The organism is Pseudomonas sp. BF-RE-21 (genome assembly GCF_019947305.1).
In the GTDB taxonomy this organism is placed as follows: domain Bacteria; phylum Pseudomonadota; class Gammaproteobacteria; order Pseudomonadales; family Pseudomonadaceae; genus Aquipseudomonas; species Aquipseudomonas migulae.
In genome coordinates, this window is sequence record NZ_JAGYGF010000090.1 from 1 (window position 1) to 15,296 (window position 15,296).

10 protein-coding genes and 2 pseudogenes are annotated in these 15,296 nt (G+C 53.8%); 8 read left to right on the forward strand and 4 right to left on the reverse strand.

Going from position 1 to position 15,296, the window contains the following annotated elements; translation table 11 throughout:
- The 3 genes and pseudogenes from KGB25_RS29615 to KGB25_RS29620 form a co-directional block, all read left to right on the forward strand.
- Positions 1 to 203: pseudogene (locus KGB25_RS29615) on the forward strand (diaminopimelate epimerase); the annotation flags it as partial.
- A gap of 336 nt (positions 204 to 539) precedes the next feature.
- Positions 540 to 629 (forward strand): annotated as a pseudogene (locus KGB25_RS30755) (hypothetical protein); the annotation flags it as partial.
- Positions 630 to 917: 288 nt separating this feature from the next.
- The gene (locus tag KGB25_RS29620; protein ID WP_223437892.1) at positions 918 to 2,930 is read left to right on the forward strand and encodes an AAA family ATPase; all 2,013 of its coding nucleotides are present in this window, start codon (positions 918 to 920) and stop codon (positions 2,928 to 2,930) included.
- Between the two features lie 576 nt (positions 2,931 to 3,506).
- Here the strand turns inward: KGB25_RS29620 and KGB25_RS29625 are convergent.
- Both KGB25_RS29625 and KGB25_RS29630 read right to left on the reverse strand, forming a co-directional pair.
- Positions 3,507 to 3,851 carry a hypothetical protein gene (locus tag KGB25_RS29625; RefSeq protein ID WP_223437894.1) on the reverse strand — a complete coding sequence of 115 codons (345 nt, stop codon included), beginning with the start codon at positions 3,849 to 3,851 and terminating at the stop codon, positions 3,507 to 3,509.
- 271 nt (positions 3,852 to 4,122) lie between these two features.
- Positions 4,123 to 8,223, reverse strand: coding sequence for a HigA family addiction module antitoxin (locus tag KGB25_RS29630; protein WP_223437896.1), 4,101 nt, complete (start codon positions 8,221 to 8,223; stop codon positions 4,123 to 4,125).
- 320 nt (positions 8,224 to 8,543) lie between these two features.
- Here KGB25_RS29630 and KGB25_RS29635 point away from each other — a divergent pair, with 320 nt between their 5' ends.
- The 4 genes from KGB25_RS29635 (at position 8,544) to msrA (ending at position 11,259) form a co-directional block, all read left to right on the forward strand.
- On the forward strand, positions 8,544 to 9,362 hold the full coding sequence (locus KGB25_RS29635) for a hypothetical protein (protein ID WP_223437898.1): 819 nt from the start codon (positions 8,544 to 8,546) through the stop codon (positions 9,360 to 9,362).
- Between the two features lie 404 nt (positions 9,363 to 9,766).
- Positions 9,767 to 10,078, forward strand: a complete 312-nt coding sequence (locus KGB25_RS29640) for a DUF6124 family protein (protein ID WP_223437900.1) — start codon at positions 9,767 to 9,769, stop codon at positions 10,076 to 10,078.
- A gap of 194 nt (positions 10,079 to 10,272) precedes the next feature.
- A complete protein-coding gene (locus KGB25_RS29645; protein WP_223437902.1) occupies positions 10,273 to 10,638 on the forward strand; it encodes a hypothetical protein in 366 nt (121 codons plus the stop codon).
- 114 nt (positions 10,639 to 10,752) lie between these two features.
- Positions 10,753 to 11,259: a peptide-methionine (S)-S-oxide reductase MsrA gene (gene msrA, locus KGB25_RS29650; protein WP_192228409.1), complete on the forward strand. Its 507-nt coding sequence runs from the start codon at positions 10,753 to 10,755 to the stop codon at positions 11,257 to 11,259.
- A 56-nt stretch (positions 11,260 to 11,315) separates the two neighbouring features.
- Here msrA and KGB25_RS29655 read toward each other — a convergent pair whose 3' ends face one another.
- Complete coding sequence (locus KGB25_RS29655; RefSeq protein ID WP_223437904.1) at positions 11,316 to 12,755, reverse strand: DHA2 family efflux MFS transporter permease subunit; 1,440 nt, start codon at positions 12,753 to 12,755, stop codon at positions 11,316 to 11,318.
- A 76-nt stretch (positions 12,756 to 12,831) separates the two neighbouring features.
- A complete protein-coding gene (locus KGB25_RS29660) occupies positions 12,832 to 13,680 on the reverse strand; it encodes a type 1 glutamine amidotransferase domain-containing protein (RefSeq protein WP_223437906.1) in 849 nt (282 codons plus the stop codon).
- Positions 13,681 to 13,801: 121 nt separating this feature from the next.
- Here KGB25_RS29660 and KGB25_RS29665 point away from each other — a divergent pair, with 121 nt between their 5' ends.
- On the forward strand, positions 13,802 to 14,728 hold the full coding sequence (locus KGB25_RS29665) for a LysR family transcriptional regulator (protein ID WP_223437908.1): 927 nt from the start codon (positions 13,802 to 13,804) through the stop codon (positions 14,726 to 14,728).
- The last annotated feature ends 568 nt before the right edge of the window (positions 14,729 to 15,296 follow it).

The following is a 15,296-nucleotide window of genomic DNA, read 5'->3' on the forward strand; positions in this document are numbered from 1 at the left end:
GTATTCCGCTGGGTTCAGGTTCGTGCTGTTGTGGCGCTGCGGTTAATGGGATTCGTCGGGGGTTGTTGGACGATACTGTTGAGGTTGAATGTGATGGTGGGAGTGTCACGGTTCAATGGGATGGGGTGGGGGCGGTGTTTCTTATTGGGCCGGTAGAGGCAGTTTTTTCGGGGACAATTGCGGATAGTTTGTTAAAAGAATGATTGTTGCTTTGTCGTGATATGCGTAGAAGCCCGCATTGGGCTTCGAAGCAGACCTGAGTAGACCCATTCACTCATTGTCATACATGAGCTCCAAGGCCTTGATCCACTCGTCTGTAGCTTCAAATTTTGCTTAATACGCCTGTCTTTCTGTGTCACTCAATTGAGTGAAGAAGGGGAGGAAGTAGTTGTCGTTGTAGTAACCCTGTGCGCCTTGCATATGGCCTCCCCACCATAAAGCGTTGTAACCCTCGAACGCTATCCATGGAGGTGGTACGGAGAGTTTTTCGCCAGCGATGACATGCAAAAAACCAGCGCTATTGGTGACCAGTCGTACAGTCGACGGCTGCACCGATCATGCTGACCGTGCTGCAGAAAGTGTTCAAGGACAAGGTCGCTTCGCCAGCCAGGCAGGAAAAACTGCACCAGTGAATAACCGTCCTCGGAAAACACTAAACTACGAAACGCCCGCTGAACTATTTAGCCAATCTGTTGCGTCGACCGGTTGAATCCACAGCCAAAAGCGGCCCTTCGCCTTACCGGCATTTTTAACCAAGAGCAGCAGTCCAATAAGTTAAGGAGTTCATGGGCGACCGAGGTTGAATTGGCATGCGTCGGATCGTGAGGTTCAACGACTGTCCAAGGCATGGACGGCATGATGGCTTTTCGCTTACCTTTCAGTCATATCTATGCCGAAACAGACAAGGATCAGTGTGCATGCAGCTAATATCCGCAAAAGTGGGACCTTTTCGATCTATTAACGATCCGCAAATAGTTGAAATTGACCCTCAAGTGACCGTACTAGTGGGAATGAATGAAGCAGGAAAAACTGTTTTTCTGAAGGCTCTGCACAAGACTAAAGATGCCTTGAGCACTGAGAAATTCAACCTCACAGATGACTACCCTCGAAAAAATCTCACGGTCTATAAGCGGCGCCACGAAGAGCAGCCTGATGACGCAGTAGTGCTTAGCTACCGCTTGAGCGATGAAGAGGTTAATGCCCTCAACTCTCAGATAGGCTGCTCACTTGAGAAAGGGTTTGAGTTCACTGTCTCGCACAGATACGACAATACGAAGGAGGTGGGTATTACCATTCCCGAGAAATCTGTCCTACAGAAGCTCGCTGCTACTGCTGGACTTTCTACGGCGGTGATCACTGCCTTCGGCAAGGCCACTTCGCTGTCCAACGTGCTCAACCTTCTGAAAGAAATCAGTGAGCTCGGCGAGGCCGATAAGGCAATGTTGGCGAAGCTGGAAGCCCGCGTTAGTGCATTGCCCAAGAATTGGTCGAGTGTATGTCAGCATGAGGCATGGCAGATTCTTAGCGATAAAGTACCGGGTTTTTTGTATTTCAGCGATTATGACCTCCTCCCAGGCAAGCTGAACCTCAAGAATCTAGCCGCACGTCTTGCGGCAGCGATGCAAGATCCTCAAAACGCGCACAAACAGATCGAGCCAAAGCATCAAGCGGTGCTGGCTCTACTTCGCATGGCAGATGTGCGTCTTGAGGATTTTTCGAGTGGTGCTAAGTCATACGAGGACTTGAAGGCGCAAATCGAGTCGGTGTCCATTAACTTGACCGACCAAGTCTTGAAATTCTGGCGGCAAAATGAAGATCTGGAAGTTGAAGTGGATATCCGGGAGGACGTCAAGGATGCCGCTCCGTTCAATGATGGTCCGAACCTTTACCTACGTATTCGAAACAGACGGCACCGGGGAGTATCTACACCGTTCGACCAACGTAGTCGTGGGTTCATTTGGTTCTTCAGCTTTTTGGTATGGTTCGACAGTGTTCAGGATCAGCTAAAGCCTGTAGGTGCCACTTCCAACACGCAACTGGTTCTACTACTCGATGAGCCTGCACTGGCGCTGCACGCGCTAGCACAGACGGATTTCCTTCATTACATCGACAGCCTGGCGGAAACGCACCAGGTTATTTACACGACGCACTCTCCTTTCATGATCAATTCTGATCGTCTGCATCAGGTAAGAGTTGTCGAAGACAAGCCCAATGTTGGCACCGTCATCTCCGATAACCTATCAAGCTCTGATCCGAAAACTATTTTCCCTTTACAGGCTGCGCTTGGCTGGAACATCGCTCAGAATTTATTCATTGCGAAGCAAAACCTATTGGTTGAAGGAGTTTCAGAGCTAGCACTTCTTCAATCAATGTCTAGGGCGGTGGAGGAAAGCGGAGGTAAAGGGCTAAATTCCGTTATCACCATTGTCCCGGTGGGTGGATTGAGCAACGTTGCAACCTTCATCTCTCTGCTCAATGGTAACGGGCTCAAGTTTGCTGTGTTGCACGACTACAATGGGAAGCCTGATCAAAAACTCGAATCTCTGGTTCAGCAAAAACTGTTAAATAAGAAACAGGTATTTAACTTCTCTCAGTTCAGGGATTTGTCATCGGTTGGCACGTCTACAACCGCGTCAGATCTTGAAGACCTGCTCGACGTTCCGACTTACCTTAGTTTTTTCAATCAAGTGTTTGCCAAGGAACTGAAGGGGGCGATGCTAACGGAGGACAATCTGCCGCAGGGTGATCGGGTTGTCCAAAGGATCGAGAAGTACCTAGCTGCGGAGGCAATAAAGGTCCGGCCGAGCCCAGGCTATAACCACTACGCTGTGGCGTTGGCGTTTGCTTCGGCTCCGCCAGAGAGAATTCCAGCCCCAGTCATTGAACGGTTTGCTTCTTTGTTTGATGCACTGAACCAAGCATTTAAGTAGCCTTGTTTTGACCTGATGACGCTGAAGCCAAAACTGAATGGTCCCGAGTTTTGTAGGTAAAAAATGGGACGACAAAAGGACGACACGAAACAAACGCGGAAAAAAGGGGCCGGATTGATTCTTTCGGAAATAAATCCGTCCCTTTCCTACAAGGCTGAAGCGCCAAAGGCTAATACTACTAGCGATATGGCTGTGTAAGTAGAAGCGTAATCGGAAAGCCCACTTGATCGGTGACAGTCGAGTGGGCTTTTTTGTGTTTGCGGTTTAGTGTTTGAGGGGGAAACTGGAACGTAGAGCGGTCGCTCGTGCAGGGCGGCTATCGGCCGAGGCTGTGTCAAAACGTTTATGACCGGCAGCTAAGGACGAAAACAGTCAGAAAATCGTGTTCCTTCGCAAATTGTAGGTCCGTTGACTGAGCGAGCGCTGGTAGATTTTAAATTGCAACTCAGGCTTCAAAATGACGAATGCGTTTTTTACACACTCTGGGCCAGAAACGGACACTAGGCGATTGCTGTCGCTTACCAATCTGTAGCGGATCTAGATTGGAGTTATCGTAAGCGGATGGCTAACGTAGGATCATAGCTGATCAAGGTCTTTAGCAGCCTTGTTAAATGCGTCGGCCATACCTTCAAGCATCTCCTCATGGCTCTTGCTCAGCGCCTTGACACGCTGGTATTGCTTGATCCAAAGAAAAATCCCCCCACCTAGGACGCTAACCGTCCCTGAGAGAACAAACCACCGTGGGAATAAGATAGGATCTGTAGCCCATCCTCCAATTGATGCCCAGGCCTCGTCTATAGTTGCACCAACCCCGTCTAACGCCCCTTTCCCGAGGTAGTACGCCAGGAAAGTGCAGAACACCGGCGGTGCCCAATGATGTAAGATTTTTCCTAGCTTCTGCCTGGCTGATTTATTCGACAATGCTGATTCCTCGCAACGGCAATTGGTCTCTAAATGATGCCAGCTATGAAGCAGCTAGCGCTACTCAACTCACTGCCAAAAAAACACTGCCGTGAAGGGCCGCTATGGGGCGATAACGGCCTGTCGTGACAGGCAGAGATTGGCCAGAAGCAGACATTGAGCAGACAGCTTCGGGCAGTAGAAAGACTGTCGGCCCAGAAACGCGTTCTGTATTCAGCACCTGCCCAAACGCCCGGCACAACAGGGTAATCAGAGAGAATTCTTTGCTTTCTTAATGCCTTAACCGACGTCGAATTCCCTCCTCCGTATCCTGACGTTCTGCCTCTCGCTCATACGTTTTGACCATTCCCATCAGAAGGGATGACGATACAAAGGGATGGGTAAACTGCAAAGCGTCGGCCCAACTGCGATATTTATCCGCAAGCTCCCGCTCCTGATTGCCGCCCTCACCACGCCAATGAGCCCCACGCGCATTGTAAAGCCCCGTATGCGCACCACTGGCGACATCCTCAGACTGCAAGTCCTCCATCACATCGCGAACAACTTCATTCGGCCAAATTCCATCCTTACCGGAAGAGGCGTGAGAGAGAAGCTTGCCAATACAAACGTCAGCGATATCTCCTCGATCTAAATCAGCGCAAGATGATCTGACTGCTGATATCCAATCCAAGAGCTTTTGACCTTGCTCCTCTAACGTTTCCTTATCCTGACCTGGAATGCGTTCTAAAGCATCAAGGAGCCTATATCCGCGTGTCGCTAGATACTCACGGTCTCCGTCAACTCGAAACTCTGGAGGATCTTCCCCACGATCTTTACGTTTGTACGCCCAAACTACCGCTTGTACGAACATTTCAGGATGTTCTTCGATGTAGCGTTCTAAATTTGGAATCTGATGCCCATCGCCTCCCCGGAAGGAGCGCGCTAGAACATCGAGGTAAGCAAACTCAAGCCCAGCTTTTTCCTCCGCTGATACATCCGCGTTGTTATTGAGTAATTCAAACGCACGCTGAAGGTCGTAATCGCTTAGCTGGAACTCACCAGGCTTATCATGTCCTCCGTAAGCCATGGCAGAAAGCATGTGAACAAGAAGATTTGGGCGTATATCTTCAAGCTTAAAATGAATTGAAGCAAAGGCTGCTATAGGGCGCCCAGCGGCTATCAAGCGGCGAACGCTTTCGTTGTTATCTTCGACTGAATCGAAAATATATTGTGGAGTCACCTCGTCCCAATAACGATCGCGCACGTCTGCCGGAAGTTCTGAAACAAGTCCCCAAGTCGAAGCGCGATACGGCGAGAGAAGCAAGATAGAGAGCGCTTCATCCGTTGTGATTTTTTCTTGTAGGTCGGTATAGATCGCCTTCACTTGATCGCCCCCCAAACGCCATAGCGCTCCGGAAAGTATGCCATCCCGACCCGAGTCATCCGAAGTAGAACGTAGGCACTGAAGGATCATCTCTTCGACTTGTTCGCCGTGGAGTATTCCGGACACTAAAAGAGAGCCTATTTGTCGTTGAGAGTTACCTTTTTTAGAAAGTGAAAAAATGCCGAGGAGACCTTTTTCTCGCACGATGTCTGCCAGGGCTTCGAAGCGAAGCTTTTCGATACGTCGCTCGCGAGCCTGAAAATCCATCCCTTCTTCCTCTAGCTCATCCGCTGATTCGTGCACCCATCCCTGCCGAAACAACCACTCATGCTTGTTGACGATGTCTTGGGGCTGCATGGCGGTATAGACGGCTTTAGCTCTTTCTGTAAAATTTACTTGACCTTTCTTCTCAATCTTATTGAGACCTCGGCGAGAAAGGACGGTGATACGGATTTTTTCGCGGACCTTCGCAATGTCCTCATCGGTGGCGCCGTTGTCGTGCCATTCTTCAATAATCCCCCAAACCCGCCCCTGATCGTCGCTTGCGAGTGAGCGCAATCTAGAGACCAAATCACACAACATTTCGGCAGTGTAGGATGTACGGCAAAGTGCCAACGCTACCGTTTCTCTAACAAACGCGTGAATTTGTTCCCAAGTTTTAAAAGGCTCACCATGGCCATAGCCATCCTGGCGCCATTTCGGCTTATGGTTGTAGTGTCCGACGCGATCACCAAAATCGCCAAACTGCTGTAGGCAAACTTTCCAGCCTATTGCGGGATGTTTGTCCAAAAGCATGCGGACTGCCTTAAGGCGCATCTCAATATCCGCTGCTGTTTGAGGCATCCAAGCGCGAAAGATAGAACTAAGGGATCCGATCGGTTTATTCGACCAATTATCCTTAATCTCAACCTCGGCGAGTCGACCAAGGATCTTAATCACCCGAGGAAATGTGGACGGATTCCAGGCCAGCCCCTCGAGCGCCCACAACAATCCAGTCCGTGGACACGCTGAACCAAAAAATCCGGAGTTAACGGGTCTCAGCAAACCTATCACTTGGGAGTTCGAGGTACGTAAATCGCGGTCAATGATACTCAAAAACTCATCCGGAGCTGCCTCTGCATAAAGTGGCAGATCTCGATCGTTCGCTTCCAGTTTCCTAGTGTTGATAGGCTCAAGGAGCTCGCGCACTAACTTCGCCGCTTCATACTCGCCGTTGAAGCCGAGACGACTTCCGAAAAGATTTTTGCCATGCACGGCAAGTAAAACTAGAGATTCAGAAATACCTTCACGTACAGCCCCTGAGAACTCACGACGCTTTCCCTGAACGGCTGCAGCCCAACGATCTTCTTCAGGCAGGTCGAGCGCCGGATCATCTTCTTCTAAAACCAACTTCGCTACGCGCAGAAACCGTTCTAGATCACTTTCTGTGATCGAACCGGAGATTGCGAACAGAGAGTCGATTTTTGAAACAACCCCACGATACCCACCTATGGACCAAACCGGTGAATCATTAAGCCGCAACAGGTCAACAACGCGCTTTTCAAGCACCTCGAACTTAATCTCTCCCGCCATGCGAGATAGGGCGGTTCGATCAGCCTCGTTCAGCGTATCCCAAGCACCAATCAGCACAAGTGGTATCAGTCCGGATGAAGTTTCGTGATCAGAAGCCCAAACGGGTGCACGGACTGCTTGGTTGTTACAGAGTTGGCGCCGAAGCACCGTCAAAGAACGACCAGAGGCGTTCGTTAATTCCCTAATTTGGTCTCGGGTTTTAGTCATCGCTTCCAGCGCCTTCGTGAAAGCCTCGTGCCCAAGCGGTTCTAAAACGATATCAGGCTTGCCATTAATGGCATTGCGGGGATAGATCACTATCGTTCGAAGCGAAGCGGTAAATGGACCAAACTCTCGTTCCACATCACGCGTGTGAGCGACAGCAATGAAATCGGTAGCTCCTTGGGCTAGCTTTGGTAGAACTCCAGGCCTGTCAAAGACGAGTACGCGGTCTTGGAAACACTGGAGTTCAGGAGTAGCAAGTACTTGACTTAGGAAAGCAAGCGCCTCTTCGACGGAGTCTGCTGCGATAACCAGCGGACTAGAGCTATCCTTCTCAAAGAAGGATTTGATCCGGCCATACCAAACATCTTTGGCTGTAGCGAAGAGAAGGGGATGAAGTGGCGGCTCCGTAACATTCGCCCAATCGGTCCAGCATCGTGCAAGAGTTCTGGCGCCTTCAGAGGGGAGTTCCACCTGGTTCGCAAACCAAACCTGCGCAGCTGGAGACTGCTCTATCCACTGCTCAAGATCGCTGGAGTCATAGGCGCGGACATCCTTCCATAGTTCTTTCGCCTTCATTGCTGCGATCCAAGCTGCTTTGCTCGGCCACCGGCGAGGAGTAACAAAGACAAAAGTAATGCTTTCTCGATTCTTCACGTTTGCCCGTACGCTTTTGGCAAAGTCGTCGTCCGCCTTTCCTTTAATGTCTTCTGTTACACCGAACTCCCATCCAGACACACCGAAGGGTACCCATGGTGTACCGACATTGGCCTCTAAAAGACCATCCCACCCTGGGCGCTCAGCATCGTCGTTGCCGGGAAAATCAACTTTTTCCAGATCACGTGCTGTCGAATGAATCAACGTGCGCAACAGAACTGAAAATTTAGTGCGTGCTTGAATGGTGGTGGCAAACCAATTCGCAAGTTGATTAGCTTGCACGCTCAAAAATGGAGGTACGTACGTACGGACCTTTTCAGCGGTATCCGATGCCATCCCCGCCCGCGCCTCAAATGCGGTTTGCAAATCAAGAATCGTTTTAGCTGACACGCCGAAAGCACGCTCCAAGCGGGAAGCCATGTCTGCCGTTGCCGAAACCTTCCCATTAAGAAAATTCGATAAGCCGGGACGGCTGATCCCAATCAGCTTCGCCGCGTCAGTCACGGTTAAGCTTCTTGGGTTGAGGATATTCTCACGAACGTAGACGCCGGGATGGGATGGAATCAGCTGATTACTCATTGAGCTACCGTCAATCTGTAATGTGTAAGGTAACACCTTACACCTACAATATTTGAGGTCAAATTTATTTTTGCACCCCGCTCTCAAGGGCCTATTGCTGATTGGTGACTGTCCGCATTTGGCTGTGGATTCAACCGGTCGATGCTGTATACAGCAAGGTGGTTTTCGGCCGGAAATTGTCATGTACTTCCTAACACGATGTCGCCGGATATTTACATACAATCGAAGACTGGATAGGAGGCGAGCCCCCTGGAACGAAGCCACCTTGGATGGCCAAGCTAGCTGCCAACAATTGAGATCTGGAACCTAAGGAGCGTCAGATGACTACAACTACAGTTAACATCGTCCTTGATGGTCACGTCGATGATCTGTACGCACTCAGCTTGCTTTTTCCTAAGGGTGCGCATCCTAGTTTCCACATTGTGACCAAGCTGACCGGCGTGAAAGACGGACTGCTCGATCGTGTTCAAAACGCAGACTGTCGAGACACATTCCTGACGGGCGACGGTTGTTTGTCTCTGATCGAGGTAAAAGGGCCGCAAGAAATGGAGTGGGTTGCGAGTGAAATTCTTGCGGCACTTAACGGTTATGCCGTTCTCGCGGACAGTAATTATGATCCCGTTATACCAGTCTCTGTGTCATGGGAGGGGGCCACATCCTCTGGCTGCGCGACCTTTGGATCCGCCAATATAAACCGGCCTACTCGATGCATTAGTACCAACCGACATGATTTGATTCACCAACTAATGCATAGCCGTGTCGACTTCATGAGAAACAATCCGCTTGCCGCATACGCGGCCACAGTTATCGCTGGCCAGCCTTCTTGGGCTGATTACTATCGCTTGCTCGAAGATATCGCGGGGCATCGGGGAACGACGCTTGATAAGCTGACGAGAAGTGGCATTGCGGAACGGCGGCCACTGGATGGATTCAAGATGGCAGCGAACAATCGCTTGTCAGGCCGCCATGGTGCGTCAAAGCGGGATACGAGCCTTAAGCAAGATGACTTGATGACTTTAACGGAGGCACGAGAGTTCGTTCGTTCCGTTGTCACAGCATGGCTCGACCTCGAATGCGGTGGGCGATTACCTAGAGATCGTGTCGATGGAGGACTACTGCGGTTCGGCCTTGATGAATAGCTCGCTAGTCCGCGACTCCATCTTTGTTAAATGGGCTAGGTCGCCTTTTTTGCTTTGAAGATCGAAACGGATTGCAGCGTTTACACACTTTCTTGCCGATAGGAGCAGAGGACTTGCATCGGCCCTCAGGGATTTTCAACGGGCCAATGCACTTGCTCTTCGGAACACTCCTCGCTAACCTTCACCCGTCGCTGCCAATTCAGCGAACGGGTGTGGTAGCCCGGTTATTTCATAGACCCAGAACGCCTCAGGGCGTTTTTTTGTGCTGGCTGCTTTGTGGCGGCTGTGCATGGGAGGCTTCGGCCTGCCGGGTTTCTATGACCGGTCTACCACCCTGTGTACAGCCGTCTCCTTATTTTGCGTGGTAGCAAATTTGGAGAGGTCCACTTCATAGAGGCTCCACAATGATCAAAGAAACCCCGAATCCCCCCGATACGGATGACTACACAGAAGTCGATTCCGAATCCCCACCCCGCAAACCCGCCGAGGCCGAGCGCCGTCCCAACCCCATTTTCACCATCGCCCCCAACGTCAATAACGAAACCCTCCTGGTTCACGCCTGCGAAACACTCGCTTCTGCAAGCGTTATGGCCAGTGAGCTGGCGTTCATACTCGAAGGTCCCAAATGCAATTTGGCGCTGGGCATTCAGCAAATGATTGCGTTAGCGGAATTGACGGTGAATCGGGTGCTGGATCAGGTTGACCCGCAGGAGTAGGCGAGGGCGTTGATATAACGTGATGCGCCAACAGAAGCTCTGCCCCAATTAGTCGGGGCAGGGCTTTTTTTGTTTTTGGATTGAAGCCACAGCATCAGAGATCGCCAACCCTGCGTCTTCATCACTCGGAAAAGAATGAGTTAGGATCTTCAAAGCCTAGAAACGGAACCTCTCAACCAAAGGACGCGACATTCATGGAAACCCCCTTTTCTCAAATCAGCGAGCGTTTGAACAATCGCCGGTTTACCGTCGCGAATAACGCTCAAGGGCTGTCCGGTGCAGGCACCGTGTTTCACTACCACGTCGAGGGGAATGCCATTTCGAGCACTTACCAGGGCGGACGGATACGCATCGGTCATCAAGTCGGGCGTGTGACAGGCCCCGATACGATTGAGCTGCTTTTTCAATGTTTGACGGCGGATGGCGAGATGCTTGCCGGCTGGTCTCGTGGCACGGTGGGCGTTGATCACGCAGGGCGTACCACTCTGGCCTTCGTTTGGGGTTGGTTGTCGGGCGCGACGGGCGGTGGGGAGTCGAGCTACGTCGAGCTTACGGCGTAGCGGTTAAGGTTTATGATCATTGCGTCGACACCCGTGCGGCAGTCGCTCCGACTCGTTCAACAGTCCGATCCGTAATCAATAACGCGCCACTTTCATTGAGGAGAATGACCGTTCATGACGACGCAAACCGAAACCGCCATCCTGGCCGGTGGTTGCTTCTGGGGTATGCAGGATTTGCTGCGACGTTACCCCGGCGTGCTGTCCACACGGGTGGGTTACTCGGGAGGCGATGTGCCGAACGCGACTTATCGCAACCACGGCAATCACGCGGAAGCCATCGAGATCGTGTTTGATCCGCAACAAATCAGCTATCGCCAGATTCTCGAGTTCTTTTTCCAGATTCATGACCCGACCACCCAAAATCGCCAAGGCAACGATGTCGGCGCGAGCTACCGATCTGCGTTGTTCTACCTCAGCGATGAGCAGAGAGAGGTTGCCGAAGACACCGTGGCCGACGTCGAAGCTTCCGGCCTTTGGCCCGGCAAGGTGGTCACCGAAATCACCCCGGCCGGCCCGTTTTGGGAAGCGGAACCGGAACACCAGGATTACCTCGAACGGCTTCCCGACGGTTATACCTGCCACTTCATCCGACCCAACTGGAAATTGCCCAAACGCGGGTAATCAAGTACAGGGGCGGCTCGAATGGGCCGTCTCTGTTCAGCCGCTTTGAGGCAGGTTCAAACCCGCTTCAACACACTGTCCCCCGCATCCTTGGGCAACCTGATCACATCAATCAACGCCAACAACCCCAGCACCGCCACACCTACAAACGCCACTCGAAAGTCGGCCACCTGCGCCTGTAGCTCATGGCCTTGCACCGACATCGACGCTCGCAACAACAACGCAGCAACCGTCACCCCCAACCCCATGGCCAGTTGAAAGAACATGCTGAATAACGCCGACGCTTCGCTCATGCGCGCCTTGGGTACGTCGGCAAAGCCGATGGAGTTGTAGCAGGTGAATTGCATGGATCGCGACAAGCCGCCGACAAATAGAACGGCGGCAATCACGGCGAAGGGTGTCTGTGCGGTGAAGAAGACACAGGCGACAATCGAGATCACGCCGATGACGCCATTGACCAGCAGGACTTGGCGAAAGCCATAACGCTGCATGATTGCTGTGGTGAACGGCTTCATCGCCAGGTTGCCGGCGAACACCGCGAGCACCAGCAGGCCGGCGTCGACGGGCGATAAGCCGAAGCCGACCTGGAACAGCAGCGGCAGCAAAAACGGCAAGGCGCTGATGGCCAGGCGAAAGAGTGATCCGCCGAAGAGGCTGACCCGGAAGGTGTTGATGGACACGGTGCCGAGCGGCAAGAGCGGGTGGGTGTGATGTCGGCAGTGCTGCACGGCCCACACGGCGAGGATCATGCCGGCGATCACTAGCGCGAGTCCTGAGTACATGGCGTTGCCGTGTTGGCTGCCTAGCCATTCCAGGCCGCCCAGCAGCGAGGCGCAGGCGCCGGCCAAGAGGGCGAAGCCTTTGCCGTCGAACGGGCGGACGTGTTCTTCGCGTCCTTCGGGCACCAGCCACAGTGCGGCAAATAACGCCAACGCACCGAGCGGCAGGTTGACGTAAAAGATCCACGGCCATGACGCGTGGGTGACGATCAGGCCGCCCACGATTGGCCCGAGAATGGGCGCTACCAGGCCGGGCCAGGTAATCACCGCGATCATTTTTACCAGGTCTTTTTTGTCGGTGTTGCGCAGCACGGCCAGGCGTCCCACCGGCACCATCAGCGCGCCGCCGATGCCCTGGAGCACGCGGGCGAAAACGAACATTTCGATGTTCTGGCTGAGCCCGCACAGGAGCGAGGCGAGGGTGAAGACGATGATTGCGCCGGCAAACACTTTTCGCGCACCAAAGCGGTCGGCGATCCAGCTGGACAGCGGGATGAAGATCGCCACAGCAAGAATGTAGGCGGTGATGCCGATGTTCATGTCGACCGGCGTAATGCCAAATGCGCTGGCCATGGTGGGCAGCGCGGTGGCGATGACCGTCGCGTCGAGGTTTTCCATGAAAAAGGTCACCGCCACCACCAGCGCGATCAGCCGGGTTTGCAGGCGCAGGCCTGAGTCGGCTGTGACACTTGAATCTGGCGTGGCGGGTGACTTCACCGATGTGATCCTTTTTCGAGGCCATTCAAACAAAAAACAACGCCACGAGTTTTACCATTCCGGGACCACTCAGTCTCTAGCTCCGAGGCTTGAGACGCTCGACGATTGCCTTGCCCACGTCCAGCGCGGAACCTGGGTTTTGGCCGGTCACCAGTTCGCGGTCGATGACGACGTTGGAGGCCCACGGCGAGGTGTTGCTGCGATAGACGCCGCCCGCTTGTTCCAGCGCCGTTTGCGGATAGAACTTCATCGCGCCGCCATTCAACAAGCCCTTGGCCAATTCCTCTTCCTGATTGCTGATGACGGTGAATTTGTAGCCGGCGTAGGTCCAGCCTTTGGTGGAGGCTTTGCCAGCGGTTTCGAGTTGTCGGGTGAATGCGACGGGATCGGCCAGGGTCGACAGCAGGGCAATCGGGCCGTGGCAGACGAGGGCGGTGGTCTTGCCGTTGTCATGGAAGTTGTTCAGCAGTTTTCCCAGCGCAGCGCTGTGCAGCAGGTCTTGCATCGGCGCGTGGCCGCCGGGGACGTAGACGGCATCGAAATGCTCGTAGCCGATCTGTTCGACCCGCGCCAGGCTGATGACCGGCGACTCGCCTTTTGAAGTGACTTTTAGCTGATCCAGCAACGCCTTGTGCGCCTGTAAGGCCGCCACGTCATTGTTGAAATACATCTTGTCGTTGGACGATTGGTCCAGTGTCGGCGCCTTGCCGGTCGGCGTGGCGAAGGTGACCGAGTGCCCGGCATCGAGCAGCAGTTTCACCGGTTGCATCAGTTCGTTCAGGTAGAAACCGGTGGCGAAAACCTTCTGGTCCTTGAGGTCGAGGTGATCGGAATCGGACAGCACGATCAGGACATTGCTGGCCTGTGCGTTGAAGGCAGCCGCGGAAATGGTCATGGCGAGGGCGAGTCGGGCGATAGGGCGCATGGAAGCTTCCGAACAGTGAGGTGATCGATCGGCGGTCGCCGGATCGTTGATTCACTATATTCATGCCTGTATGGGCGATAAACTCGCTGCGAAGGAAAGCACTTGTTCTTTGGAGGTAAGAGTGACCCGTCGATTCGATTATCTCGCGGACGTTGAAGTGTTCGTTACCGTGGTGGAAAAGGGCTCGTTGAGCGCCGGGGCGGTGTTTCTGGCGACCACGCCGTCGGTGGTCAGCCGGGCGATTTCGCGCCTGGAAGCGCGCCTCGGCGTCCAGCTGTTGCGGCGTACGACCCGGCGTCTGAGCCTGACCGAGGCGGGCCTGCTTTACCTTGAACAATCCCGCGCGGCGTTCGGGTTGATCGATGATGCCGAACGAACGATCCAGGGGCAGGAAGGCGAGTTGACCGGGCGTGTGCGACTGAGTGTGCCGACGACCTACGGGCATTACCGGTTGCCGCCATTGCTGTGCCGCTTTACCCGGCAGTACCCGCAAGTGCGCATCGAGTTGAGCATCAGCAATCGCAATGTGGACCTGGTGGCGGAAGGGTATGACCTGGCGATTCGTCTCGGGCAATTGCCGGACAGCGGCCTGATCGGACGCAAGCTGGAGGACGCGGGTTTGTGCCTGGTCGCAGCGCCGGACTACCTGAAACGTGCCGGCACACCGCGCAGTGTCGACGAACTGGCGGCGCATGCCTGCCTGCCGTTTGTGATGCCCAGCAGTGGGCGCGTCGGGCCTTGGCTGTTTCGCGAAGAGGGGGTTGATCGGGAGTGGATACCTGAGGCGAATGTGCAGGTGTCCGATGACGTGCTGGGCATTGTGTCCTTGGCCGAGCACGGCATGGGGATCTGCCAGAGCTACGACTTCATCGTCCGCGAGCGCATTCAAAGTGGACGCCTGGTGCCGCTGCTTGAACAGTCGGGCGGACGCTCCCGACCGTTCTCGGTGATCTATCCGCCCCATCGCCAATTGTCAGCGACCGCGCGGGCCTTGATCGACTTTCTGACCCGGGAAGTGGCCGAGCCAGCCGGCGAGCCGTCCCTGTAGTTATCAGCGTACTTGATGCACCGCAGCGCCTGGATCGCCAGCAAGCCGGCTCCTACAGGTTTTGCGCGAACCCTCAATCCCGAACACACCCACAATTTGTAGGAGCCGGCTTGCCGGCGATGGCGATCTCACGGACGCCATCGCCAGCAAGCTGGCTCCTACAGGTTTTGCGTGAACCCTCAACCCCGAACACCCCCACAATCTGTAGGAGCCGGCTTGCCGGCGATGGCGATCTCACGGACGCCATCGCCAGCAAGCTGGCTCCTACAGGTTTTGCGTAAACCCTCAATCCCGAACACCCCCACAATTTGTAGGAGCCGGCTTGCTGGCGATAGCAATCTCACGGACGCCATCGCCAGCAAGCCGGGCTCCTACAGGTTTTGCGTGAACCCTCAATCCCGAACACACCCACAATTTGTAGGAGCCGGCTTGCCGGCGATGGCGATCTCGCGGACGCCATCGCCAGCAAGCTGGCTCCTACAGGTTTTGCGTGAACCCTCAATCCCGAACACCCCGACAATTTGTAGGAGCCGGCAAGCCGGGCTCCTACAGGTTTTGTGTGGGCCCT

Excerpts from the sequence above, each read along its gene's own strand:
- KGB25_RS29620 (WP_223437892.1), top strand. The coding sequence starts at position 918 with ATGCAGCTAATATCCGCAAAAGTGGGACCTTTTCGATCTATTAACGAT.
- KGB25_RS29630 (WP_223437896.1), bottom strand. The coding sequence starts at position 8,223 with ATGAGTAATCAGCTGATTCCATCCCATCCCGGCGTCTACGTTCGTGAG.
- KGB25_RS29635 (WP_223437898.1), top strand. The coding sequence starts at position 8,544 with ATGACTACAACTACAGTTAACATCGTCCTTGATGGTCACGTCGATGAT.
- KGB25_RS29640 (WP_223437900.1), top strand. The coding sequence starts at position 9,767 with ATGATCAAAGAAACCCCGAATCCCCCCGATACGGATGACTACACAGAA.
- KGB25_RS29645 (WP_223437902.1), top strand. The coding sequence starts at position 10,273 with ATGGAAACCCCCTTTTCTCAAATCAGCGAGCGTTTGAACAATCGCCGG.
- msrA (WP_192228409.1), top strand. The coding sequence starts at position 10,753 with ATGACGACGCAAACCGAAACCGCCATCCTGGCCGGTGGTTGCTTCTGG.
- KGB25_RS29660 (WP_223437906.1), bottom strand. The coding sequence starts at position 13,680 with ATGCGCCCTATCGCCCGACTCGCCCTCGCCATGACCATTTCCGCGGCT.